A 23,393-nucleotide genomic window follows, 5' to 3' on the forward strand; every position below is an offset into this window, starting at 1 on the left:
GGAACCGGCGTCAGCCGGCCAGCGGGGTGTCATAGAGGTCGTAGCTACGGCGTTCGTGGAAGCGCCGCAGCACTTCCTCGTGCACGCGGCCTTCGCATGCGGGCGGCAGATCGGCCGGGCGTTGGCCGAGCCGGCGGGCGAGCCGGTGCAGCGCGGCCGCGGCCCACGCGGGGTCGGCCAGGAAGGAATCTCCGCCGTCCCGCGCCGCCCGCCAGACGCCCAACACGGCAGCCGCCGCGAGGAACACCGCGTACCGGTCGGCGAGCGCGAAACTGGAGGGGCTGGCGAGAGCGGTCCGGTCCAGCGGAGACAGACTGAGGCTGTCCTCCTGGAGTTGTCTGAGCTGGTCCAGCATCCGCATCACCAGCGCCTGCACCGCCAACTCCTCGGGGGAGCCGCTGGGCAGGTCATCGACGGCGGCCACCAGGGAAGCGCTCAGGCTGTCCCGGCCGCTGGCCAGTGCGAGCTTGTCGAAGGGAATGCCGGACAGTGCCTCCCGGGGGCGGAACAGCGCCTGGGGTGCCTCGTCCCCCGTGAACCAGGCACGCCGGGCCAGCCGGGACAGCTGCGGAATGATGGTGGCCTGGCACGCCGCCGAACCGGCGTGGCCGAGGCTGAGCACCGGCAGATCGCGGACATGCTTCTGGAAGAGACCGAACTCGCCCTCGCGCACATAGAACCGGGCCCCGAGGACGATGGAGAGGTCGTACATGGTGTCGGTGAGCATCTTCGGCACCAGGTACTTCACCGCCGCCGCGTACACACTGGTCTCGTCGGGGAGCAGATGCACCGCACGGGTGCCCACCAGCGCCAGGCTGTCGCAGATCAGCAGGTCGAGGAACGCTCCGCTGAGAGTGGCGGACGCATGGGGGATCTCCATCACCGTGCGTCGGTACAACTGCCGGCCGACCGCGAACCGCACCACGGTGCGCAACGAGGTGTCCAGCGCGCCGATCGCCATACCGGGAATGGCACTGCGGGTGATCTGGAACGAACGCAACGCCAACTCGACGCCCTGACCCACGGCACCGACCCGGGTCGATTCGGGCACCGGGCAGTCGGCGAAGTCCAGTCCCGAAAGACGGCAGCCGCGAACCCCCACGGCGTGGTACCGGGGCAGCACCGAGAAGCGTTCGAGATCCAGTTGATCCCGCTCCACCAGCAGCACCGAGTGACTACGGCTGCCCGGATTCTCGCTGGTGCGACTGAACAGGGAGAAGGCAGCCGCACTCGCGGCGTTGTTGATGACCTCCTTCCGGCCCTGGAGGCGATACCCCCCGGGCACCGGGTCGGCCCGGAACTCATTGCGGACGAAGTCATTGCCGTGGGGCAGTTCGTGGTACGCGACGGATATCTTCTGGCCGTCCAGCAGCAGGTCGGCCAGCCGACGGCGCTGCTGATCGCTACCGGCCGTCCAGACGTTGGCAGCCGCCATGAAGGAGGTGATGCCATAGCCGAGGCCGAGTGCGACATCGCGTCGAAACACCTGGCGCATCATCCGCACGAGGGTGTCCAGCCGATCCAGTCGCCCTCCGAGCGCGGTCGGTACGAACTCGGCGTTGAACACCAGGTCATCGAGGAGTTGTTCACCCGCGGGTGACAGCTCTCCCGCCTCGTCCGCGGCGAGGATATGCGCCGCGGACAGTGGGTTGGCCGGGTCCTCGGGGTCGCCGAAACGCTTCTCCAGATCGGCGACGCGTCGCTGGGCCGCCTCCTCCTGTGCCATGTCGGCCAAGAGGCCCGGGGTGGGCGCTGGACCGGTTGGGACCACCTTGCCGGGTAGCCCCTGGATGGCGGGATCACTCAGCATGACGTCCCCTCTGATGACCGGGCGTCTGGTGCGACCCGGTGTCGGTGGCAGTGCGCCCGGTTTGCGGGTCGTTGCCCTTGAGCCCCGGCGGGTGTGTGCCCGGGGAGGCGGCGGGTGCCGCCGTACTCGTCGCCAGCTCCCTCAGCTCGGACGACTGACCGGTGCCGGGAGCTCGTAGCGGGCCCGTGGTCCGTCCTGGCGGTGGCAGTGATGGGTGAGGTGCGTGCGGCGCCGTCGGCGAGTGCGCGCCCAGGGGCGCGGGCGAGGTGACCGAGGCGGCGTCCCCCGGGTGTAGTCGCAGGGCGAAGAGCGAGAACAGCGCACCGGAACTCCCGGCCCTGCGGAGCTCCTCCAGTAGTCGGGGATAGGCCTCGGGTTCCTCGGCCGTGGGCTCACCAAGGCGCTCCAGCAGCCGTTCGAGCGCGGCCCGCAGCCACACACCGTCCCGCCACAGACCACCAGCGGGCCCCTGGCCGCCCGTTTGCTGGTTGTGGACCCATAGCCCCAGGCACGCGGCACCGGCCAGACAGAGGCTGTAGCGCCGTGCGACATCGAACGCCTCGGGCGGCACATCGGAGACCACGGCGCGGTACTCATCCATCGCCTCATGGACCCGCTCGACCACGCTCACCAGCCGAACGGCCGACGCCAGTGCTTCCTTCAGCTCCGGTCGTCCCGCGGCCTCGGCCCGCAACAGCGCCACCGAATCCGGCAGGCTCGCCATGATGCCGCTGCCTCGCCGAGCGACCAGGGACAACCGCTTCGGGTCCAACGGCGGCAGTGGCCTCGACAGATCGAAGGCCGCGTTGGCACCCGCCGTATCGCCGGTCCCCCGCCGCCAGCCCCTGACCAGCGAACGGAACTGATTCACCAGGGAGTTCAAGTTCACCAGCGTGTTGCCGTCGAAGAGGCCGACGATACGGTGATCCCGGTCGATCTTCTGGAACATCCCGCGGGCGTGTACGTCCTTGAGGAAGGCACGCGCGCCCAGCAACCTGGTGAGCTGAGCGATCACCGCCTCGGTCCCGGTCGGTATCAGGTACTTGGTCACCGCGGCGCTCACACTGAGCTCATCGGTCACCGTGTGCACCGAACGAGCGGCCACGGTGGCCAGCGCCTCCCCGATGAGCACATCGGTCGCGGCACCGGCGAGCACATGGCGAGCCTGTGGCAGTTCCACCAGCCGTCGCCCGTACAGCTCCCGCCGCTCGGTGAAGTCCCAGGCGATGCGCAGCGCGTGGTCCGCCGCTCCCAGCGACAGCGAGGCACACATCGTCCGAGTGAGCTGGAGCGCTTTGAGCACGGTCTCCAGCCCGCCGCCCACGGCGCCCACCGCCGCGTCGGCGCCGACCGGAGCACCGTCGAAGACGATGCCACTGATGTCCGCTCCCCGGATGCCATGGGTGCGGATCTTGTCGATGCAGTGGTAGTCGTCCCCTGCCGAGAGCCTGCGCTTGTCGACCAGCAGCACGGTGAATCCACGCGGTCCGCCGTCCGAGGACGTGCGGGTCAGCACCGACAGCAGACTGCCCCGGGTGGCATTGTTGATCAGCCACTTCTCACCGGACAGCAGCCAGCCGGCGGTCCCGTCGGGCTCACCGAGCACATCCCCGGCGATCAGATCACTGCCGTGCGCGCGCTCGGTCAGCGCCAGCGAGACCGGTACCGCGGCTCGAATGTCCGCGGCGAGCGCCCGCGCCTGCTCCGCGGTACCCGAGACCCAGACGCACACTCCGCCCAGATAGGTCTTCCCGTGTCCCACCGCGACCGTCAGATCCCGACGGGCGACCACCCGCATCACCTGCAAGACGGTCTCGTAGTCGGTGAGCCGTCCGCCGTGCTCGGCCGGAATGTAGTACTCGGGCAGTCCCCAGTCCTCCAGCACCCGGCAGATCTCCGCGGGGAACTCCTCCTTCTCGTCCAGCTCCAGGCAGCGGGCGTGCGAGAACACCTCGTCGGGGTCCTCGGGGTCACCGAGCAGCAGCTCAAGCTCCTGCGCAACGCGGTAGGGGGCGTGATCCATGCGTCAGCCCACCGCAACCAGGGATGGCGCGGCCTCCACGGCGGCCGTGACCTCGCCACCCTCGATCAACGCGGTCACCGACGGCTCCACCACCGAGTGGAGCGCGGTCAGCGCGCCCGAGAGGAACAACTTCCGCATCAGGGTCCGCTGGATCTTGCCACTGGTGGTACGTCGGATGGTGCCGGGGCGCACCAGCAGCACATTCCCCGCCGGCACCGCGAACTCCCGCACGATCAGCCGCTGCGCCGCTGTGGCGAGCGTCTTGAGGTCCGAGCTCAGCGCGGCGGCCCGGACCTCATGGACGACCACCAAGTGCTCCTGGCCGCCGCTGTCCACACCGAAGACGGCACCGGCACCGATCGCCGGGTCCAGCCCCCGTACCGCGCTCTCCACGTCGTACGGATAGATATTGCGGCCGTTGATCAGGACCATCTCCTTGAGACGGCCGGTGACAAACAACTCCGCGCCCTCCAGGACCCCCAGGTCACCCGTGCGCAGCCAGGTTCCCAGCTCTTCCTGGCCCGTGATCCGGGCGCCGAAGACCTCAGCGTTCACCTCGGGCCGTTCCCAGTACCCCGAAGCGACACTGCTACCGCGTACCCAGATCTCGCCGACCTGCCCACCGGGCCGCTCCACCAGGCTGTTCGGGTCGACCACCCGTACGTCGAAGTCCTCCTCGTTCGCCACCCCACTGCTCACCAGGGTCCGCGTCGGGGCGCCCAGATACGGGCCCTCGATGCTCCCGCGCTCAAGACCGGACGCATCCACCTCCCGCAGCAACGCCCCGCGCTCCTTGCGGGTACCGGTCACCAGCAGGGTGGTCTCCGCCATGCCGTAGCAGGGGAAGAAGGCATCGGGCCGAAAGCCGTGGGGCGCGAAGCGCTCGCTGAATGCCCGGATGGTCTCGGCGCGGACCGGCTCGGCGCCATTGCACAGGGTCCGCAGCGTCGAGAGATCGATCCCCTCCAACTGCGCGTCGGTGACCCTGCGGACGCAGAGGTCGTACGCGAAGTTGGGTCCGCCCGTGCCGTGGACGCCGTAGTCGCTGATCATCTCCAGCCAGCGGGCGGGCCGGCGCAGAAAGGACACCGGGGACATGAGTACGCCCACGGTCCCCAGCCACAAGGGCTGAAGCACATGCCCGATAAGGCCCATATCATGGTAGAAGGGCAGCCACCCGCCGATCACCATGTCGGAGGTGTTCTGGGCGGAGCGCGCGATGGCGGCCTCGTTGGCCAGCAGGTTGCCGTGGCTGACCATCACCCCCTTGGGGGAGTTGGTGGAACCCGAGGTGTACTGAAGGAACGCCAGATCGTCCCGGCTCAGCCCCGGATCACGCCAGGCGCCCGCAGCACCGACCGGACCGCGGTCGGTGGCCAGGGTGACCACATCGGAGAACCCTTCGGCGGCCAGCCACGCCTGGACGTCGGCGCTGTGCTGGCCCAGGGTGAGCACAGCGCCGACCCGGGCATCGCGGACGATCGACGAGACACGTCTGAAGTGCTGCCCCTGCTCGGACGGCAGCGGCGCGGGCACCGCGACCGCCCCGGCGTAGAGGCAGCCGATGAACGCCTTGATGAAGTCGAGGCCGGAAGGGTAGAGGAGGAGGACCTGGCGCCCCGACAGCCCGTGTTCCTGGAGCCAGGACGCCAGGTCCTTGGCGCTCCGGTCCAGCTCCCGATAGGGCAGCCGCTCCGGTTCCGCCCCCCGCCCGCCGTCGGAGAGGAACACGAACGCATCCGCGTCACCCCGTTCGTCCGACCGCGTCAGCACCAGCTCCGCGAATGAACCGAATTCCGCCACCGTCTTCCCCTCGCTGTGAAGCCACTTGAACCTGTCGAACTGACCCGACCCGCGAATCGTCGATTCCCTCCCTAAAGGCCGTCTTGCGCAGGCGCCGGGCCAGTGCCAGGCGGCGAGGGCCCGTGTTGAGCCGGTGTGCGCGCAGCACGAAGCGGACCGCCTCGATACGGGAGTTGTGCCATCGCCCCGGCGCTGCGGGGCGGGCCTCGCTCCCGGATGCCGCGAGTGGGGGCCTGCCCCTGCTACTCGCCTTCGGCGGTCCGCTTCTTCAGGAGAGCCTTCCGCGCCCTTCCAGTTGCGCCCACAGGGCGCGTTCACCCGGCGAGAGCGGCACCCCGACCACCAGTCGTTCCGGATGTGCCGACGGCGGCCCATCGAGCGGTACGAGCTCACTCCCCGGCTCCGTGACGCCGTCCGACCGCGGTGCCGCACCGTCCTCAGCGAGCCACTCCTGTGACGCCGCCGCGAAGGAACTGGCCGGCAGCACGCCGGACATGGCGGCCAGGGAGGCGAAGCCCCGCATCAGAAACCTCAGCAGCCATCGCCCGGACCGCCGCAACCACCATCCGCCCGAGACCGCCGTCATGCGCTCCGCCCCTCAGGCCGACTGCTCGGTGAAGTCCACCGTCAGACGGACGTGCGCCGGCTGCTGGGGCAGGCTCTCCTCCGCCAGATCGTGATGGAAGGACACCGCACCGGCACCGTCTGCGTCCTGACCCGTCTCCGTGAAGCCGACGGACGGATACAGACTGCGCACCCGATGGTTCTTGGCCGTGGGCCGGTAGTCGGCGTGCACCCCTCGCGCCCCGGCCTCCTTGGCCTTGCGCAGCACGGCGGCGAGGCAGGTCTCCTCGATGCCACGCGCGAACACCCGGCAGCTGAGCAGCATATTGTCGATTCTCCACCCGCCGTCGGACCCGATGCCGCTGATCAGCACCGCCCCGACGAGGCCGTTCTCACCAAAGCGGTCGGCGGAGCGAATCGCCAGCACCAGATGTTCGGCGGACTGCCTACGGGTGCGAATGTCGGCCTGCTGGAGTCGCTCGGTGGTCAGGTTGAACTGGTTGGTCCGCAGGGTCACCTGGGAGACCCGGGCGATCTCGTGCTCGCGTACGGGCGACAGCGAGACCTCCACGTCCAGGCCCGCCAGATACTCCTCCATGGAGCCGGCGCTCTCCTGGAGGTCCTGCCGAGCGGCATCCGTGCGGTACAACTCGGCGCGAGCGCGATCCTCCACGGTCAGCTCGGGAACATCGAACCAACCGTCGGCGAGCAAGCGCTCGATGTGCAGGGCGGGCTCCTCGTCGAGACGGACGACCGCGACCCCCGGCAGACTGCCCGCCACGAGCCCGCACTCGAACGGTGAGTCATCGGCGAAGACAAAACTGTCCACCCCGAGGTTGAGCCGTCGTGCGATCTCCAGCAAATTGCCGTCCTTGGGCTCCCAGTTGGCGTTGACGCGTACGAAGTCCTTCTCCCGCAGCGCCATATCGGGGTGGTCACGCAGCACCTTCAGTACGGGTTCCCGGTCGTTCTTGCTGCACACCGCGAGCAGCACGCCCTGTGCGCCGATCTGCCCCACCAGCCGTTGGAAGCGGCCGAACGCCTCACCCCGGTAGGTGGTGGCCGCGGCGATGCCCTCGGGGCCGTCATCACCCAGGATGCCGTCCCACAGGGTGTTGTCCAGGTCGACCACCAGCACCTTCTTGGTGCGTCCCCGCAGACCTCGCGCGAGGTGTCCCACCTCGCGCGCGTAGCCGGCGAGCAGCCCGTCGCCGAGGAGGACCTTGGTGTAGGCGGCGAGCCGCGGCTCATTGACCGGACCGCTGGCGGCCACCAGCGGGTCGAGGTCCACCACATGGACCCGGTCATGGGCAGCGGCGAGTCGCAGCAGGCCCGCGTTGAACTCACGCCAGATCACCCCGAGCCTGGCCCGCGACCGGGCGTCGACCAGCCGGCGGACATGGGTGCGCAGCAGCGGGAGGGTGTTGAGGACCAGGGTGCCGCTGCCATGGGTGACATAGCGCTCGGCGAGTGAGCCGATCAGGGCGAGTTTGGCGGTGGCGATCCGTTCCACATCGTCGACCAGCCAGGGGTGCGGCAGTTCATCGAAGACGATCTGCGCGTCGAGGACACAGAGCGCGACCTCGGCGCCGGCGGCGTAGAACTCGCTCTGGGTGTCCTGGAGATCGCGGAACCAGGAACCGAAGTCTCCGGAGTGGAGCTTGAGGAGGATGCCGTGGCGGGCGAACTCCGCGGTGAGGGGGGAGGTGAGTCCACTCAGGGTGGAATGTCCCGTGACCGCGACGCTCACCGCGTCCGTGCCGGGGTGCTCGGCCAGTACGGCGGAGGCGTCCAATCTGGCCAGTAGCTGACCGGCCCGTACCAGGTCTTGGGCGGGCGGTCCCGAGGGATCGCCCGTCGATGCCAACTCGGCCAGCAGGCCGGGCACCTCGGGGTACGCGTGGGCGAGCCGCCCTTCGCGGTGGAGGGCGCGCAGCCGGTCCAGTGGCCCGATCCGCTCGCCCACGGATGTGCTCGCAACCGTGGCCATGCTCTCTCCGTTCACCGACGTTCGTTTCACCGGAAACGTCGCCCTGCTCCGCGGCCGGTGCCAGGCCCGGGGCGCTGCCCCGCCCCCGGGCACACGGCGCCGCTGCGACGGGCGACGGACTCCAGCGTTACGGGGGTGTCTTAAGTCGCCCTTGCGCGCACGGGCCAGGCCGAAGCAGCCGGCCAGTGAGGGAGTGAGTTCGCCTTCTCAGGCCGCGACCGGGCCGTCAGGCCCAGGGGTGTGCCGTCGCTGTGGTCGCGCGCTCATCAGGGACTACGCGCTCATCAGGGCTTACGGGACAGCCCTGAGATGGCCGCTCGATCGGCCGACCGCGGTAGCCGGGTGTTGCGGGGCAGGCCGTCGATGGCGGCCGCAACCGAGTCGTACTGATCGCCCACCCGCGCCGCAGCCACCCGGACTGGAACCTCACCGATGTGACCCAGGGCCAGGTAGCTCTCCTGCTCGACCAGTTCATGGCTCGGCGGCGTCCAGCCGCTCGCAGGAGTCGGGCAGGTATTCGGGCAGCTTGGAGCTGGCTGCCAAAACCTCGACGCCGATCAGACGCCCTTGCTCGTCGAAGTCGAGGTTGATCATGCCGCCAACCCCCACCGGATCGCAGGGGTGCGCGAAGCCCTGGTGCGAACCCGCGGGTCGGTGAGGTGGACATACGCTGCGTTCGCAGTCTCGTCGTAGGTGGCCCTGATGTCTGCCACCGCTCGGACACCCCTTTGTTCGGCACTGCGTCTGTCCACACTGAACCCTGACTGAGTCCCGCCGAACCAAGACGATCACCAGCTACGAGAATCCTGCCGGAGTCACCGACGCGCGGAGGCGGGTACGGATGACCGCACAGGGCAATCCATTCCTTCCGGTGGGGTGCACGCTCTTCCAGATGGTGGTGTCCGGGCCGAGCCAGTCAGGATGTCACGAGGCAGAACGGGTGACCCGCCGGGTCGATGAGGACCCGCCACTTGTCCTTGTCGGGCTGGTGCTGCGGCTTGCTGGCGCCCAGTTCCAGCACCCGGGCCTCAGCCTCATCCAGGTCCTCGACCTGGAAGCAGACATGGAGTTGCTGAGGAACGGTTTGGTCAGGCCAGCTCGGAGCCCGGTAGTCGCCGACTCGTTGAAATCCGATGAAGAGTCCGTCGTCACCGTGGAGACCGGCGAAGTCGGCGTCGGACTTCGGGTGGGGTTCGAGGCCGGTGGCCTGCTGGTAGAACGACGCCAGCGCCAATGGATCGGGGCAATCGAGGTTTATCGCGATCAGCTTCATCAGCGCAGGCATGGAATCCCCAGACCGCTCGGTGAACGTTCTCGATGCCACTCTAGAGGCGGTTGCCCGCGGTTGAGAGGGGCGCGGAGCCTTCCGTGACCGTATCCCTGGAGCTCGGGACCTCACTCGGCCAAGCGTCGAACGGCGGGGACCCGGGTCAGGCGATGCCGGTCTCGTGTGCGATCGCCCGGAGGCGATTCCCGAGCCGGTGGTTGGGGCCGTCGATGGCGGCGAGTTCGCAGTGGCGCAGGAGTCGATCAAGGATGGCGGTGGCGGAACCTCGCCGCCGAAGACCCGGCCCACTCACTGAAGGTCTTGTTCGAGGTCAGGATGATGGAGCCTCCTTCGTAGCGCTCGAAGCCCAGCAGTCCTGGGCCGCCCCGTCGACCAGGGAGGACAGCAGCTCACCGAAAACCCTTCGCTGCTCGCCGGTCAGCGGAGCCAGAATGTCCTCGGCCGCCGCTCGGCGCGCATCACCCAAGGTCCTGAGCACGCTGCGGCCGGTGTCGGTGAGCTCGATCCGAATCACCCGTCGATTGGCGGGGTCGGGCATCCGCCGCACACAGCCGCTCGCCTCCAGACCGTCCACGAGGCTCGTCACCGCCCGGGGCACCACTTCGAGGCGGGCGGCGAGATCGGCCATCCGGGGAGGTTCATCAGCGAAGCACGTCAGGGTGCGCAGCAGCCGGGACTGCGCGGGAGTGATCGCGATACCGACCGATTCCAGCTGCCGCTTCTGGCTGCGATGAAGTCGTCGGCTCAGCCGCAGCAGCTGTTCGGCCAGAAGGCCGTCGGCGTCGGGGGTGCTCATAAGGGAACAATATCAGGAGTTCATTCATTGTGAAGATAGGTAACAGTGAGCTAGGCTCTCAAAGTGAGCTCCAGGGCTCGCCAACGGTTCACTCCCCTTCCATGAGTGAGCCCAGCCCGGCTCGGGGCGCCCAGTGGCGTTCCCGTTCCGCCGGCTCGCCTGACTGCCACTCGTCGAGCGGCGACAGCCACACCGGCCGCGGATACTGCGACTAACCCTTCACCGTCCGCCCGCTCTCCCGCCCCCGAAGGAGCCCATGCACCCCCCCGAACCCCTCACCTGGACGCCCCCAGCCAAGGACGACGACCAACCGCCCGCACAGGTGCGCCGCATTCTGCGGCTCTTCCGTCCCTACCGCGGCCGGCTCGGCGTCGTCGGCCTGCTCGTGGGTGCGGCGTCGCTGGTGTCCGTCGCCTCGCCGTTCATGCTGCGCGAGATCCTGGACACCGCGATCCCCGAGGGCCGCACCGGCCTGCTGACCCTGCTGGCGCTGGGAATGATCGTCGCCGCGGTGATGACCAGCGTCTTCGGAGTGCTCCAGACACTGATCTCCACCACCGTCGGCCAGCGCGTGATGCACGATCTGCGCACGGCCGTGTACAGCCAGCTCCAGCAGATGCCGCTCGCCTTCTTCACCAGGACCCGCACCGGTGAAGTGCAGTCGCGGATCGCCAACGACATCGGCGGAATGCAGGCCACGGTCACCTCCACGGCCACCTCACTCGTCTCCAACCTCACAGCCGTCATCGCCACCGTGGTGGCCATGCTCGCCCTCGACTGGCGACTGACGATCGTCACCCTGCTGCTACTGCCGGTGTTCATCGCGATCAGCCGCCGGGTCGGCCGGGAGCGCAAGAGGATCACGACCCAACGGCAGAAGCAGATGGCCGCCATGGCCGCGACCGTCACCGAATCGCTGTCGGTCAGCGGCATTCTGCTGGGCCGCACCATGGGTCGTGCCGACTCGCTCACCGACTCCTTCGCCAAGGAGTCCGAGCGGCTGGTCGACCTCGAAGTGCGCTCCAGCATGGCGGGCCGCTGGCGGATGTCCATCATCGGCATCGTGATGGCCGCGATGCCCGCGGTCATCTACTGGGCAGCCGGCTTCGTTCTCCAAGGGGGCGGCCCGACGATCTCCATCGGCACGCTCGTCGCCTTTGTCTCGCTCCAGCAGGGCCTCTTTCGGCCCGCGGTCAGTCTGCTCTCCACCGGAGTGGACATGCAGACCTCGCTCGCCCTCTTCCAGCGCATCTTCGAGTACCTCGACCTACCCGTGGACATCACCGAACCGGCCAAACCGGTCCGGCTCGACAAGATCCGCGGCGAGGTCCGTTTCGACGGTGTCACCTTCGCCTACGACCGCAACCAGGCCGCTCCCACGCTCGACAACCTCGATGTGACCGTTCCCGCAGGGGGCAGCCTCGCGGTCGTGGGCTCCACCGGTTCCGGGAAGTCCACCCTCAGCTATCTGGTGCCACGGCTCTACGACGTCACCGCCGGCCGGGTCACGCTCGACGGGATCGATGTGCGCGACCTCGACTTCGACACCCTGGCGCGCGCGGTGGGGGTGGTCTCCCAGGAGACCTATCTCTTCCACGCCTCCGTCGGTGACAATCTGCGGTTCGCCAAGCCGGACGCCACGGACAGCGAAATCGAGGCGGCCGCCCGAGCAGCGCAGATCCACGAGCACATAGCGTCGCTGCCCGACGGATACAACACCCTGGTGGGGGAGCGGGGCTACCGCTTCTCCGGCGGGGAGAAACAGCGGCTTGCCATCGCCCGCACCATCCTGCGCGACCCGCCCGTCCTCATCCTGGACGAGGCGACAAGCGCCCTCGACACCCGTACCGAACGGGCCGTTCAACAGGCCATCGACGCCCTCTCCGCCGGGCGCACCACCATCACCATCGCCCACCGCCTCTCCACCGTCAGGGATGCCGACGAGATAGTCGTGCTGGAGTCGGGACGCATCGCCGAGCGGGGTTCCCACGACGAACTGCTGGGCCTGGACGGGCGGTACACCGCACTGGTGCGCCGGGACGCGGAGGCGGCGGCACCGATCCACCGGGGCGCCCGAGCCACCGCACCGGCCACGCCCTGACATTGACGCGGCCCGCCCTGCGCCTCCACGGCCGGGCGGGAACCACGGAGCACTCGGTCACCGTTCTGAGCTCGTCTCGACGGCTCCGGTCCCTAGCCGAGGGCGGGCGCCCGCTCCAGAAGTCGCCGGATCTCCCGGACCGCTGCCCGCCCGGCCCTGTTGGCCCCCACCGTCGAGGCAGAGGGGCCGTATCCCACCAGATGGATCCGCTCATCCCGCACGGCCCGGGTCCCATCCATCTGAATGCCACCACCGGTCTCCCGTAGCCTCAGCGGCGCAAGATGCTCGATCGCCGCCCTGAAGCCGGTGGCCCAGAGGATGACATCCGCCGCCACGGTCCGCCCGTCGGGCCAGCTGGCACCCGTCGGTGTGATCCGCTCAAACATCGGCCGCCGATCGAGAACTCCCTGCTCACGCGCCCGTTCAATGGCCTCGGTGACAGGCAGCCCGGTCACCGAGACCACACTCTGCGGTGGCAGCCCCTGACGTACCCGTTCCTCCACCATGGAGACCACCGTCCGGCCGCGGTTCTCGTCGAAGGGCCCCTCGACGAACACCGGAGGCCGTCGAGTCACCCATGTCGTCGCTGCCGCGTAGGGCGCGATCTCCATCAGATGCTGGGTCCCCGACGCACCACCGCCGACCACGATCACCCGCTTCCCCGCGAACTCCTGCGGCCCCTGATACTGAGCGGTGTGCAACTGCCGTCCCCGAAAGGTCTCCTGTCCCCGATAGCGCGGCCAGAACGGCCGATCCCAGGTACCGGTCGCGTTGATCACCGCCCGCGTCGACCACACCCCCGCCGAGGTCTCCACCAGCAGCCGCCCACCTTCGCCCTCCCGAACGGCGCTGACATCGACGGGCCGCTGGACCGCGAGCTCGAAGTGCTCCTCGTACGCGGCGAAATAGGCGCCGACCACCTCCGCGGACGGCCGGGTCCCATCGGCGTCCGTCAGCTCCATACCGGGTAGCGCGTGTATCCCGTGGACCTTGTCAAAGGTCAGCGAAGGCCACCGGAACTGCCAGGCGCCGCCCGGACCGGGCGCATGGTCCAGCACCACGAAGTCACGGCCGGGGCGTAGCCCCGAGCGCCGCAGATGGTAGGCGCCGGACAGCCCTGCCTGCCCGGCGCCGATCACCACGACATCCACATCCCGCACCCCGGAGTTGTTCACGCCTCTACCAACGGTTTCGGACTCGCGGATCTTCCCGACCCACGCTCCCAGGCCCGGCTGCGGGATGATGGGCCCATGCCCGGACCCTTCACCACCCAGCTGCTGTCCGTGACCACCGGCCAGGCGGAGACCGTGACCGATCTGACCGAGGACTGCGAGCGGTTCCTCCACGAGGCCGCGGGAGGCCGGGACGGTCTGCTGAACGTCTTCGTCCCGCACGCCACGGCCGGGATCGCGATCATCGAGACAGGCGCCGGCAGCGATGACGACCTCCTTGCCGCACTCCACACACTGCTCCCACCCGACGACCGCTGGCAACACCGCCACGGCACCCCCGGCCACGGCCGCGACCATGTCCTCCCGGCCTTTGTGCCGCCTCATGCGACGCTGCCGGTGATCGCCGGCCGACTGGAACTCGGCACCTGGCAGTCGGTGTGCCTGGTCGATACGAACCGGGACAACCCACGGCGGCAGGTGCGGTTGAGCTTCCTGGGCTGACGCGGCTGTGGAGTGAGTGACCCGTTCGGGCCTGAGGGGCTAGGTGGTGGACGGTCTCGCTTCCACGGCGGCGGGTGGGGACCCGTCATCGGCAGTCGTGCTCGTCAGGACTGTCCCGGCTTATGACCGCTCCTCCGTCCGCCCCTGTTCAGGACAGCACACGGCGCCGGAAGTTGCGCAGCCCCAGACTCAGGAAGAGCACACAGAACCCCACCAGTACCGGGTAGACGATGTACAACGACATATGGGATACATCGGTGAACCCGGCCCGCATTCCCTCGCTGATGTAGATCAGTGGATTGATGAGAACCAGTACCTGGAGCCAGTGGAATCCGCCCACTTCCACCAGCGAGAGTTGCGTCCACTGGTAGTAGGTGCCCCCGAGGAAGACGAGCGGCAGCACCACGAATCCGAACATCACACCGATGTTGCGCGGCTCGAAGGTCGTCCCCAACAGCAGTCCCAGCGAGGTCATGGCGATGCAGGACAGCGGAATCAGGGTGAGCACGATCCACCAGTGGATGTTCAGCTGCGGTTCGACGCCCGGGGCGTGCACCACGGCCGCGATCGGCAGGACGATGGCCGCCGAGATCAGTCCCTGGACCGCGCCCGACAGCACTCGGGCCACCGCCACCAGCCAGATGGGGCAGGGGGCCTGCACCCGGTCCTCGATTTCACGGGTGAAACCGAACTCCTGGGACATCTGGATGGCGACGGACTGGATGCCCTGGAACATGATGGCGACGGAGACCACACCGGGGACCAGAATGGTCGCGAAGGTGGATTCCCCGGCCTTCCCTCCGGCGGAGCCGACACCCTGGCCGATGAGGGGGAAGACATAGAGGAAGACGAACACCAGGAGGAACGGTTGCATGACGGTGCGGCCGACGAACTCGCCGAAGTTCTTCCTCAGTACGGTCAGATCCCGTCGGATGAGAGCGGCGAGTGCGGAGCGTCCGGCAGCGGCAGGGGATCGCTGGGGTACCGCGTCGATACGGCGGGGGAGCGGACTCATCGACGGTGGGGCTGCGTTGGATGCGGACATCAGTCCCGCAACTCCTTCCCGGTCAGGCTGATGAACACCGTCTCCAAGGTGCTCTCCGACAGGGAGAGGTCAATCAGCTCGAAACCGCTGTTCTCCGCGCTGGCCACCACCTTGGGCAGCAGCCGGTCGTTGCCCTTGACCTGGAGTTCGACTCCGCCATCGATGAACCTGGTGCGGACGACGCGGGGGATGTCGTGGCGCAACTGGTCGGCCAGTTTCTGAGCGGGGCCGTTCGCGATGACGGTGACGGTGGTGTCCGCGCCGAGCCCTCGCTTCAGAGCTGAGGGAGTGTCCAGGGCCAGCACCCGACCGTGGTCGATGATCGCCACCCGATCGCAGAGCCGGTCCGCCTCCTCCATGTTGTGTGTGGTGAGCAAGATGGTCTGGCCATCGGCGATCAGACGCTCCAGCACTCCCCACAGGTCCAGCCGCCCCTGTGGGTCCAGGCCCGCGGTCGGCTCGTCGAGGAAGAGCACCGCGGGACGGTGGAAGATGGCGCGCGCGAGCATCAGGCGTTGTGCCATGCCGCCCGACAGCGCCTGGACCGAGGAGGCTCGCCACCGGGTGAGATGGAACTCCTCCAGGAGTTCGGTGGCCGTCCGCTGGGACTGGCGGCGGGGGATGCCGAAGAGGAGCCCGTGGAAGTACAGGTTCTCCCACACCGTCAGGGAGCGGTCGAGGGTGTTCTGCTGGGTGACCGCCGCAATGATCTGCTTGACTCGGGTGGGTTGGCGGACCACGTCGATTCCGCCGATGAACGCGGCTCCGCCCGTGGGCACGACGCGCCCGGTCAGCATTCCGACGGTGGTTGTCTTCCCGGCACCGTTGGGGCCCAGCAGACCGAAGATCTCTCCCCGGCGCACCCTGAGATTGATCCGGTCGACCGCCGCGAAGTCTGTTTCCGGGTACACCTTGGTCAGGTCAGCCGTACGCACGATGACTTCGGACTCCGGACCCTCTGGGCCATAGGGAGCCGGGGCCGGGTCCCGGTGGGGTGCCGTCATGGCCGCTCACGCCGAATCCAGTGGGCCCGGCGCTGATACCGGGCGACCGGAGGCGGCGGCGGAGGAGGTGTGGAGTGCGGCTGGAGGCCTTCCGTCCGATGGTCGGCGGTGGGAGTGTCGGCCGGCGGGTGGAGTCCTTCCAGCGAGTAGTTCGTCTGGGCGATGGCGTCCACGAGTTGCTGTTCGCCGAATGCCTCCGAGCCGGGTACATGGGGTACGAAGCCGATCAGGACGCCCTCGCTGACGATCTCCGCGTCGAGCCCTGCCGCTCCATCGACGTCCCAGAGCGCTTCGATCCCCTCGTCGAGCACAACCCGGACACCGAACTCATAGACCCCCGCCTCAACGAGATGGGCCATCACACCACGGGCACGCAGAGCCGAAACCACCCGGCCGGCACGTTCCGCATCCATCGCCGGGGACACCTCCTCTACACACGCTCGGTCATGGACGGGTGTGCGTGGCGACCACCCGCGGGAGGACGTGCCGCATGGGGGATGATGGATCGCCGACTCACCGCGTACGCTCCGAAGCGCGCGGTGCGGAGCCGTTGGCCCAGAACTCGATCCCTGTCGACAGCACCCACCTCATCGTGACCACCATGAAGCTCTGAACCGTTCACAACAGCAGGGCCACCGGACCGTGCTTCATTCCTGGAACACTTCATTCCTGGAACAACAGACGACCGACACCGGATGCGGGAGATCCGACCGCTTCCTTCGATCGATTTCCACGATACTCCGCCCTGCTCCGCTGGGAACTCGATGCGCCGTCCGGCCAGCTCCGCAGCGGTGTGATGGACGCGGTCACCACAGCGTTGGGGCCCGTCCGGCAGGCCTTCACCCGTTCCGCGCGGTGACCCGAAGGGGCGTCCACCGGTTGGGTGAGCCGGGTGGCGCCAGACCCGTTCCGCGCTTCCCAACGGTATGACGGGAGGGCTACCCGTGACCGGATCGGCGATGATCGTGCGGGGCGGGCCGAGCACCTCTTCGACTTCCTCGGCTGAACGCGGGGTCAGCTGTTCCTGCGGGCTTCGCGCACCAGCAGCCAGACGAAGTACATACCGCCGATCGAGACCGTCACGATGCCGACCGGCAGTTGCACCGGAGCGAAGATGCGCTGGCCGATGAGATCGGCCACGACCAGCAGGAACGCTCCGAGCACCGCGGATGGCACCAGTGCCACGGACGAGGTGCGGGTGATCCGCCGGGCGATCTGCGGTGCGACGAGGGAGACAAAGGCGATCGGCCCGGCGGACGCCGTCACCAGCGCGGTCAACCCCACCCCGAGGACGACCGCGACCAGCCGTATGACGTTGGTACGAGTACCGAGAGCGGATGCCGCGTCGTCGCCGAGTTCCAACTGCCGCATCGACGGGCCGGTGGCCAGAGTCAGCGGTACGAGAACGGCGAGGATGGCCAGGACCGGCCAGAGTTGGTCGTACCCCAGGCTGTTGAGCGAGCCGCCACCCCAGACCGCGGCCAGCATGGCCTCCTCGATGTCCGCCCGGAGGATGAGCCAGGTGTTGAAGGCACCGAGCATGGCCGAGATCGCGATACCGACGATGATCAGCTGGAATGCCTGCGTCCCTTGGCGATAGGCGAGGACGAAGACCAGGAACGCGGTGGCGATCCCGCCGAGCAGTGATCCGGCGGCCACCTGGTAGTAGCCGCCACCGCTGATGAGCATGACCACGAGCGCCCCGGTGTAGGAACCGGAGGAGAAACCGATGATGTCGGGTGAGCCCAGGGGGTTTCTGCTGATCGACTGGAAGACCGCCCCGGCGATCGCCAACGCCGCGCCGAAGAGCACGGCGAGGAGCGCCCTGGGCAGCCGCCACTCGACGATGACCGTTCTGGCGCCGCCCTCTCCGTTTCCCGCGAGCGCCCGCATCACGTCGCCCAAGGGGATTTCATAGGTGCCGTAGGCGAGGGAGACCAGGACCGCGCCGGCGGTGAGAACCAGGAAGACGGCACAGGTGAGGGCGGTGCGTACATCGAAGCGGAACGACCAGCGGCGACCGCGGGAAACAAGGGTGGGTCTGCCGAAGTTGAAGGGGGCGGTACTCACAGTCCGCTCGCTTTCTCGCACGGGCGGGCTGAAGGACCTGCGGGAACGTTCTCGGCGGTGTGCGCGGGGGGCGCGGTGCTCACAAGCCGCTCGCCTTCTTGCGGCGGACGAGCAGGATCAGCACGGGCGCGCCGATGAATGCGGTCACGATGCCGACCTGGAGTTCTTGGGGGGACAGGACGATCCGTCCGACGGTGTCGGAGAGGACCAGCAGAATCGGCGCGCAGACCATGGTGTAGAGCATGATCCAGCGCTGGTCAGGCCCGACGAACCAGCGTGCGATGTGCGGGATCATCAGGCCGACGAAGCCGATGGGACCGGCTGCCGCGGTGGCGGCCCCCGCCAGCAGGGTGACGGCGATGACCACCACCACACGGGTGCGGCCCACACTCGCGCCCAGGGACCGGGCGAGATCGTCACCGAGGGCGACCGCGTTCAGGGATCGTGCCGAGAGGAGGGCGAGCACCAGTCCCACCGTGATGAAGGGCAGGACGTTCCAGAAGGTGTCCCAACCCCGGGCGGCGAGTGATCCCGCGGCCCAGCCGCGCATCTCGTCGAAGACATCGGGCCGCAGCAGGGCGATCGCGGACGAGATTCCGGCGAGCACCGCGCTCAGAGCGACACCGACGAGGGTCAGTTTGACGGGTGTCGCACCCGCCCGGCCCGCAGAGCCCAGTGCGTACACCGCCGTGGTGACGACGATCGCTCCGGCGAAGGACAGGGCGAGGTACCCCTCGAACGACGTCAGTCCCAGGAAGGCGATGCCCAGGGTGACGGCGAATCCGGCGCCCGCGTTGACACCGAGGATGCCGGGGTCGGCCAGCGGATTGCGGGTGAGCGCCTGGATGAGGGCGCCGGAGACACCCAGGGCGGCCCCGACGATCAGCCCGAGCAGAGCGCGGGGCACCCGGAGGTCACGCACGATGAAGGCGGCCTCCGACCCGTCAAAGGCGAAGAGCGCGTTCCAGACGTCCGGGAGGGGGAGGGACCTGGCGCCGATGGCCAGGCTTCCCAGCAGACACACCGCGAGGGTGACAACGGCGATCAGGAGTCCAAGGGAGCGGCCCGCGTTGGTACGGGCGAGTCCCGGGCGCTGGCCCTTCCCGTCGTCCCGGCCGGACGGCCCGGACGACGGGGCCTTTGCTCGTCCGGGCCGCCCGGCCGGAGCGGCGGCCACTGTGGTGCTCATAGCCCCAGACGCTCCAGCTGGCTTTCGTAGAGGTCACGTGCGAGTTCTTGGTCGGGAGTGCTCTCCCGGGCGCTGGTGAGACGGTCCATCGCGGCGGCGTCGAGGGCCTCGTAGCGCTTGAGCCACTCCTCTTGCCGGTACTTCCAGTAGCCGATCACCGAGTACCACTCGGTGGGCAAGCGGCGTTCATGGCGTAGATACCGCCGTGCGGTGCGCAGCTCCGTTGCCTCACCGGCCACCCAGACATAGGTGTCGGGCGCGATGGTGAGTTCGCGCAGCGCTTCGGTGATCGCACTGGGACCGATGCCGTTTCCCCGACCGGGGATCCAGCGGACATCGAGCTGCTGGGCGGAGCTGGCGAGCTCGATGATGTGCGAGGCGTCGGCGACCTCGATGACGGCGGTGGCCTCGGTGGTGGGATCGAGCTGTTCCAGGAGGCGGCCGAGCGCCGGGAGGCCGGTGGCATCGGTGACGAAGATCTGTCGGGCGGCCCCGGCAGGGGGTTCGTACAGCCGTCGGGGTGTGCCGAAGACGATCCGGTTCCCAGGCCGGGCACCGGCCGCCCAGCTCGCCGCGCGGCCGTGTCCATGCAGGACGAAGTCGATGTCCACCTCGCCGGCCGCCGGGTCGAACCGGCGGATCGTGTACGGGGCGATGTGCGGGAAGCGGTCTTCGGGGTAGTGCCAGTTGCCGTCCTGGCCTATCTCCGGGATGACGGGTTCGGCGCCCTGGTCGGGGAAGTGGACGCGGACGTACTCGTCGCCCACCCGAGTCGAGGGGTAGCTGCGGAGCTCGTCGGCTCGGAGTGTGACGCGGGTCATCCCAGGTGACAGCGGGGCCAGCTGGGTCACCTCCGCGAGAACGTAGGCGGGTGTGTCGGTCATGACTTCGCCTTCGCGTCGATCTGCGCCAGGACCTTGTCCAACTGGTTCAAGTTCTCCGTGCCCCAGTTGAAGGAGGAGACCACGGCGGCCGGGACGTTCTCGAAGACCATCCCCTTCTTCACCGCCGGGAGGTTCTTCCACACGGTGTTCTTGGAGAGGGAGCTGACGAAGTCCTGGCTGCCGTGGGCGTGGATCAGGATCTCCGCGTTGGAGAGCTTGCCGATCTGCTCGATCGACAGCCACTGACTCACCGTGCCGGGTTCGCCCTTGTGCTCGCCCTTGGTGAAGGGACGGAACTTCGCTCCCACCGCGTCCCAGGCCGGGACATAGAAGTGCCCGGCGGGGTAGGTGCCCCAGGTGGAATGGTCCTGGCCGTAGCCGAACACGGCGATCTCGTTCTTCGACAGCACGTCGGCGTACTTGGTCTTGAGTTCGTCCGCGCGCTTTTTGAACGTCGCCTGCTGCTGCTTGCCCTCGTCGGCCTTGCCGACGGCTGCGGCGATCATCAACGATCGGTCTTCCCAGGCGCCGACCCCTGAGGCATCGAGTTGGACGACCGGGGCGATGCCCTGGAGCCGCTTGAGTTCGCCCTTCCTGAGGAAGCGCGTCTCCGCGAAGATCATGTCGGGATTCTGCTTCGCCACGGCTTCGATGTTCAGCTCGTAGTAGGTGCCGACGGTCGCGGTCTTCTTGAGTGCCTCGTGGTAGACCTTCGGTCGCAGGTCGGGGTCGGGGTCGTTGAAGCCTTCGACGACGCCGATCGGCTTGATGCCGAGGTCCACCAACGCGGCGGGGGAGTAGAAGTCGACGGAGACGATGCGTTCGGGCTTCGCGGGGACCTCTACCTCGCCGGCGATATCCGTGACGGTGCGGGTCTTGCTGCCCGCGTCCTTCCCCGAGTCCGCCGCATTGGCCGAGCAGGAGCTGATGGTCAACACGGCGGCGGCGGTGACCGCCGTCAGTGTGAGGGACCTCAGTCTCAGCGATCGAGGCCCACGGGTGGTGCGGCGGTTCATCGGACTCCTTCAGGGACGCCGCGCGGTGGTCAAAGGACCGGCAATTGCGGCTTAGGGCAGGCTTACCTAAGTAAGGTATCCCAGTTCCCATGAGGGTATGGCGACAGCCTGTTCTGGTTTTACGACACGGTTGCCGTCGAGGCTGACGGGGTCGTGGATGGTGTGCGGGGTCGGGGTGCGAGGGGTAAGGGGGTGGAGTCGTCCAGCCCGCTCACCGAGCGGAAGTAGGCGGCGGGCGTATGGCCGGTCACCTGGCGAAAGAGGTCGATGAAGGTGCTCGGGTTGGCATAGCCGAGTCGGCGGGAGACGGAGACGACAGGTCTGCCCGCCGCGATGTCGATGAGCGCGGAGCGAACCCGGACGAGGATGCGCCACTGGGTGAGGCTGACGCCGGTGTCCCGCTGGAACCACCGCATCAGGGTTCGGCCGCTCAGTCCCAACTCCCGCGCCCACTCCTCGGTGGTCCGGTTGTCCGCCGGGTCCGCGATGATCCTCTCCGCCACCAGACGCAACTCCGGCATCTTGGGCAGGGGGATGTCGAGCGAGGCCGCCTGTGCGGGCTTCAGGAGATCCACCCCCACCTGCTGGAGGCGAAGCCGCTCCGTATCGGGCATCGAGGTCCGCTGGTTGTGCAGCAGGATTTCGCGCAGCAGCGCACTCATCGGGATTCCGGTGACCGTGGGCCAGCTGATCTGGATGAGGGAGGGATTGAGATAGGTGGCATAGGTGATGGCGCCAGCGCTCGCCCGGACCCGATGCGGCATACCGGAGGGTAGCCAGATCCCCAGGGTGGGCGGTACGAGCCAGAGGTGTCCGGCGGCCTCGACCGTGACATTGCCCGTACTGGACCAGAGGAGTTCGGGCTCGTGGTGCGCCATCTCCTCCCACTCCATCGGCTCGGGCGTCGCGAAGGTGCCCGTGGTGAGGAGCCAGGGGTCGTCGACCTGCCGGTTCCCGGTGGGGACGTACTCGGTCCAGGCGTCGGGTTCCAGAGTGGGTGCACCCCAGAGCCGTACCGACGATGGCTCTTGTCGCTTTACCGTCATGTTTTGTGACGATACCTGGTTATGTCGAAGGGCTGGGGGGTGATCCGCCTGGCCTGGGGTCTGCCCATGCCCATGCCCATGCCCTGAGCGGAGCCGTACTCGGTGTTCCGTGGCCTGGGGGCGGTGCGTCAAGGAGGGGCTCACCACGCCCGCTCCCGGGGTTGGACCTACCAGGGCGCCGCCCCTTCACCGCGGGCCCAGGCCGTGAGCGCGTGGTGGTCGACGCAGACGATTCCGCACTGCTCGGCGTACTCCAGCGCGGGTTGGGTGAACTCGCCGGTGGTGACGACGGCGGCGACTTGCGCCTCGTGCACGGAGAAGCAGGTGCCACCGAAGCGCTGCATATCTCCCGACCCGACCTTGTTGACCGGCCCGTAGCGCTTGCACTGGATGATGACCCGCCTGCCGTCCGGGGCTGTTGCCACCACGTCGGCGCCAAGGTCTCCAGCACCGCCCGTGACCTCGATGTCCCGACACCCGTCCCGTTCGCACAGCGCGGCGATGGCCACCTCGAAGGCTTCCGGGTCCATGGCCCCGAAGTCCCCGGGCTCAGCGGCGAGGACCTCGCCCTCCTGCTCCGCGGGCGTGACCTCCGGCTCGACGGGAGCCGGGGGCGCCGGCTCCGGTGACAGGGCCACCGGGTGCTCCGGGCCGAGCGGCGCCGGCGGCCGCTCGGAGTACGGCTCCGGGTGGTACGAGTGCGGATCGACACCGCGCCGCGGACCAACCCGGCGCCGCGACCGTATCCACAGAGCGAGAAGCAGCGCCCCACCCACCAGGACCACGGGTCCGAACAACCGCTGCTGGCCTGCGGCTTGCAGCAAGGACTTCAGCAGCAGCCCCGCACCGCAGATCACCGCCGCGGCCAGCCCGAAGGCCAGGACGGTCTGACGCATGCTGAAGGCCGGTCTCCGGCGAACCGCTCTCGGCCGGCGCGCGGGTATCGTCATGAGCGGCACTCAACTCCCAGGGCAGTGTCAGTGTCACAAGATCGCTTCCTGTGCCCATCTGCCCGCCCCGATCGGGTTCAATCCGCGCCTCACGCTCCTTCAGAAGGCAGGCGCACGGCCGGTGTCGAGACGGCCCGGCCT

The 23,393-nt window shown here is 68.5% G+C and carries 21 protein-coding genes and 1 pseudogene; 2 read left to right on the top strand and 20 right to left on the bottom strand.

What is annotated here, in order from left to right; genetic code table 11:
* Positions 1-10 precede the first annotated feature (10 nt).
* The 10 genes and pseudogenes from NBG84_RS37095 to NBG84_RS37130 all read right to left on the bottom strand — a co-directional run bounded on the left by NBG84_RS37095 (position 11) and on the right by NBG84_RS37130 (position 10,274).
* Positions 11-1,810, bottom strand: coding sequence for an acyl-CoA dehydrogenase family protein (locus NBG84_RS37095; protein WP_250924118.1), 1,800 nt, complete (start codon positions 1,808-1,810; stop codon positions 11-13).
* Positions 1,800-3,833, bottom strand: coding sequence for an acyl-CoA dehydrogenase family protein (locus tag NBG84_RS37100; RefSeq protein ID WP_250924119.1), 2,034 nt, complete (start codon positions 3,831-3,833; stop codon positions 1,800-1,802). The genes NBG84_RS37095 and NBG84_RS37100 overlap by 11 nt, the downstream gene beginning before the upstream one ends.
* A gap of 3 nt (positions 3,834-3,836) precedes the next feature.
* Positions 3,837-5,636 carry a fatty acyl-AMP ligase gene (locus tag NBG84_RS37105; protein WP_250924120.1) on the bottom strand — a complete coding sequence of 600 codons (1,800 nt, stop codon included), beginning with the start codon at positions 5,634-5,636 and terminating at the stop codon, positions 3,837-3,839.
* A 268-nt stretch (positions 5,637-5,904) separates the two neighbouring features.
* A complete protein-coding gene (locus NBG84_RS37110) occupies positions 5,905-6,222 on the bottom strand; it encodes a DUF6059 family protein (RefSeq protein ID WP_250924121.1) in 318 nt (105 codons plus the stop codon).
* 12 nt (positions 6,223-6,234) lie between these two features.
* Entirely contained in the window at positions 6,235-8,190 is a 1,956-nt protein-coding gene (locus NBG84_RS37115) for an HAD-IIIC family phosphatase (RefSeq protein WP_250924122.1), read from the bottom strand.
* Between the two features lie 284 nt (positions 8,191-8,474).
* The gene (locus tag NBG84_RS40905; protein ID WP_285368780.1) at positions 8,475-8,603 is read right to left on the bottom strand and encodes a hypothetical protein; all 129 of its coding nucleotides are present in this window, start codon (positions 8,601-8,603) and stop codon (positions 8,475-8,477) included.
* 58 nt (positions 8,604-8,661) lie between these two features.
* Positions 8,662-8,784 carry a DUF2283 domain-containing protein gene (locus NBG84_RS37120; protein ID WP_250924123.1) on the bottom strand — a complete coding sequence of 41 codons (123 nt, stop codon included), beginning with the start codon at positions 8,782-8,784 and terminating at the stop codon, positions 8,662-8,664.
* A gap of 322 nt (positions 8,785-9,106) precedes the next feature.
* Positions 9,107-9,475: a VOC family protein gene (locus NBG84_RS37125; RefSeq protein ID WP_250924124.1), complete on the bottom strand. Its 369-nt coding sequence runs from the start codon at positions 9,473-9,475 to the stop codon at positions 9,107-9,109.
* 145 nt (positions 9,476-9,620) lie between these two features.
* A pseudogene (locus NBG84_RS41280) lies at positions 9,621-9,819 on the bottom strand (ATP-binding protein); the annotation flags it as partial.
* Positions 9,789-10,274, bottom strand: coding sequence for a MarR family winged helix-turn-helix transcriptional regulator (locus tag NBG84_RS37130; protein WP_250924125.1), 486 nt, complete (start codon positions 10,272-10,274; stop codon positions 9,789-9,791). The gene NBG84_RS37130 and the pseudogene NBG84_RS41280, both read right to left, overlap by 31 nt.
* A 256-nt stretch (positions 10,275-10,530) precedes the next feature.
* Here NBG84_RS37130 and NBG84_RS37135 point away from each other — a divergent pair, with 256 nt between their 5' ends.
* Positions 10,531-12,375: an ABC transporter ATP-binding protein gene (locus tag NBG84_RS37135; protein ID WP_250924126.1), complete on the top strand. Its 1,845-nt coding sequence runs from the start codon at positions 10,531-10,533 to the stop codon at positions 12,373-12,375.
* A 92-nt stretch (positions 12,376-12,467) separates the two neighbouring features.
* Here the strand turns inward: NBG84_RS37135 and NBG84_RS37140 are convergent, their stop codons facing one another.
* Entirely contained in the window at positions 12,468-13,550 is a 1,083-nt protein-coding gene (locus NBG84_RS37140) for an NAD(P)-binding domain-containing protein (RefSeq protein WP_250924127.1), read from the bottom strand.
* Positions 13,551-13,625: 75 nt separating this feature from the next.
* Between NBG84_RS37140 and NBG84_RS37145 the strand changes: the two genes are divergently transcribed.
* Entirely contained in the window at positions 13,626-14,048 is a 423-nt protein-coding gene (locus tag NBG84_RS37145; protein ID WP_250924128.1) for a secondary thiamine-phosphate synthase enzyme YjbQ, read from the top strand.
* A 148-nt stretch (positions 14,049-14,196) separates the two neighbouring features.
* Here NBG84_RS37145 and NBG84_RS37150 read toward each other — a convergent pair whose 3' ends face one another.
* The 9 genes from NBG84_RS37150 to NBG84_RS37190 form a co-directional block, all read right to left on the bottom strand.
* Positions 14,197-15,093, bottom strand: coding sequence for an ABC transporter permease (locus NBG84_RS37150; RefSeq protein WP_250924129.1), 897 nt, complete (start codon positions 15,091-15,093; stop codon positions 14,197-14,199).
* Positions 15,093-16,097: an ATP-binding cassette domain-containing protein gene (locus NBG84_RS37155; protein ID WP_250924130.1), complete on the bottom strand. Its 1,005-nt coding sequence runs from the start codon at positions 16,095-16,097 to the stop codon at positions 15,093-15,095. Before NBG84_RS37155 ends, NBG84_RS37150 begins: the two co-directional genes overlap by 1 nt.
* The gene (locus NBG84_RS37160; RefSeq protein WP_250924131.1) at positions 16,094-16,510 is read right to left on the bottom strand and encodes a hypothetical protein; all 417 of its coding nucleotides are present in this window, start codon (positions 16,508-16,510) and stop codon (positions 16,094-16,096) included. Before NBG84_RS37160 ends, NBG84_RS37155 begins: the two co-directional genes overlap by 4 nt.
* A gap of 601 nt (positions 16,511-17,111) precedes the next feature.
* Positions 17,112-18,167, bottom strand: coding sequence for a FecCD family ABC transporter permease (locus NBG84_RS37165; protein WP_250924132.1), 1,056 nt, complete (start codon positions 18,165-18,167; stop codon positions 17,112-17,114).
* Between the two features lie 79 nt (positions 18,168-18,246).
* Entirely contained in the window at positions 18,247-19,356 is a 1,110-nt protein-coding gene (locus NBG84_RS37170) for a FecCD family ABC transporter permease (protein ID WP_250924133.1), read from the bottom strand.
* Positions 19,353-20,240 (bottom strand): siderophore-interacting protein, encoded by an 888-nt coding sequence (locus tag NBG84_RS37175; RefSeq protein WP_250924134.1) that lies wholly within the window; start codon positions 20,238-20,240, stop codon positions 19,353-19,355. The genes NBG84_RS37170 and NBG84_RS37175 overlap by 4 nt, the downstream gene beginning before the upstream one ends.
* Entirely contained in the window at positions 20,237-21,256 is a 1,020-nt protein-coding gene (locus tag NBG84_RS37180; RefSeq protein WP_250924135.1) for an ABC transporter substrate-binding protein, read from the bottom strand. The genes NBG84_RS37175 and NBG84_RS37180 overlap by 4 nt, the downstream gene beginning before the upstream one ends.
* Before the next feature lie 119 nt (positions 21,257-21,375).
* Positions 21,376-22,302 (bottom strand): helix-turn-helix domain-containing protein, encoded by a 927-nt coding sequence (locus NBG84_RS37185; protein WP_250924136.1) that lies wholly within the window; start codon positions 22,300-22,302, stop codon positions 21,376-21,378.
* Between the two features lie 167 nt (positions 22,303-22,469).
* Complete coding sequence (locus NBG84_RS37190) at positions 22,470-23,198, bottom strand: restriction endonuclease (protein WP_250924137.1); 729 nt, start codon at positions 23,196-23,198, stop codon at positions 22,470-22,472.
* Positions 23,199-23,393: the final 195 nt, after the last annotated feature.

This window comes from Streptomyces albipurpureus (assembly GCF_023701525.1).
Classification (GTDB): Bacteria; Actinomycetota; Actinomycetes; order Streptomycetales; family Streptomycetaceae; genus Streptomyces; species Streptomyces albipurpureus.

Coding starts and splice junctions, on each gene's coding strand:
- NBG84_RS37160 (WP_250924131.1), bottom strand. CDS start 16,510: ATGGATGCGGAACGTGCCGGCCGGGTGGTTTCGGCTCTGCGTGCCCGT.
- NBG84_RS37150 (WP_250924129.1), bottom strand. CDS start 15,093: ATGTCCGCATCCAACGCAGCCCCACCGTCGATGAGTCCGCTCCCCCGC.
- NBG84_RS37120 (WP_250924123.1), bottom strand. CDS start 8,784: ATGATCAACCTCGACTTCGACGAGCAAGGGCGTCTGATCGGCGTCGAG.
- NBG84_RS37180 (WP_250924135.1), bottom strand. CDS start 21,256: ATGAACCGCCGCACCACCCGTGGGCCTCGATCGCTGAGACTGAGGTCC.
- NBG84_RS37155 (WP_250924130.1), bottom strand. CDS start 16,097: ATGACGGCACCCCACCGGGACCCGGCCCCGGCTCCCTATGGCCCAGAG.
- NBG84_RS37135 (WP_250924126.1), top strand. CDS start 10,531: ATGCACCCCCCCGAACCCCTCACCTGGACGCCCCCAGCCAAGGACGAC.
- NBG84_RS37190 (WP_250924137.1), bottom strand. CDS start 23,198: ATGCGTCAGACCGTCCTGGCCTTCGGGCTGGCCGCGGCGGTGATCTGC.
- NBG84_RS37100 (WP_250924119.1), bottom strand. CDS start 3,833: ATGGATCACGCCCCCTACCGCGTTGCGCAGGAGCTTGAGCTGCTGCTC.
- NBG84_RS37175 (WP_250924134.1), bottom strand. CDS start 20,240: ATGACCGACACACCCGCCTACGTTCTCGCGGAGGTGACCCAGCTGGCC.
- NBG84_RS37125 (WP_250924124.1), bottom strand. CDS start 9,475: ATGCCTGCGCTGATGAAGCTGATCGCGATAAACCTCGATTGCCCCGAT.
- NBG84_RS37110 (WP_250924121.1), bottom strand. CDS start 6,222: ATGACGGCGGTCTCGGGCGGATGGTGGTTGCGGCGGTCCGGGCGATGG.
- NBG84_RS37170 (WP_250924133.1), bottom strand. CDS start 19,356: ATGAGCACCACAGTGGCCGCCGCTCCGGCCGGGCGGCCCGGACGAGCA.
- NBG84_RS37115 (WP_250924122.1), bottom strand. CDS start 8,190: ATGGCCACGGTTGCGAGCACATCCGTGGGCGAGCGGATCGGGCCACTG.
- NBG84_RS37145 (WP_250924128.1), top strand. CDS start 13,626: ATGCCCGGACCCTTCACCACCCAGCTGCTGTCCGTGACCACCGGCCAG.
- NBG84_RS37095 (WP_250924118.1), bottom strand. CDS start 1,810: ATGCTGAGTGATCCCGCCATCCAGGGGCTACCCGGCAAGGTGGTCCCA.
- NBG84_RS37130 (WP_250924125.1), bottom strand. CDS start 10,274: ATGAGCACCCCCGACGCCGACGGCCTTCTGGCCGAACAGCTGCTGCGG.
- NBG84_RS37185 (WP_250924136.1), bottom strand. CDS start 22,302: ATGACGGTAAAGCGACAAGAGCCATCGTCGGTACGGCTCTGGGGTGCA.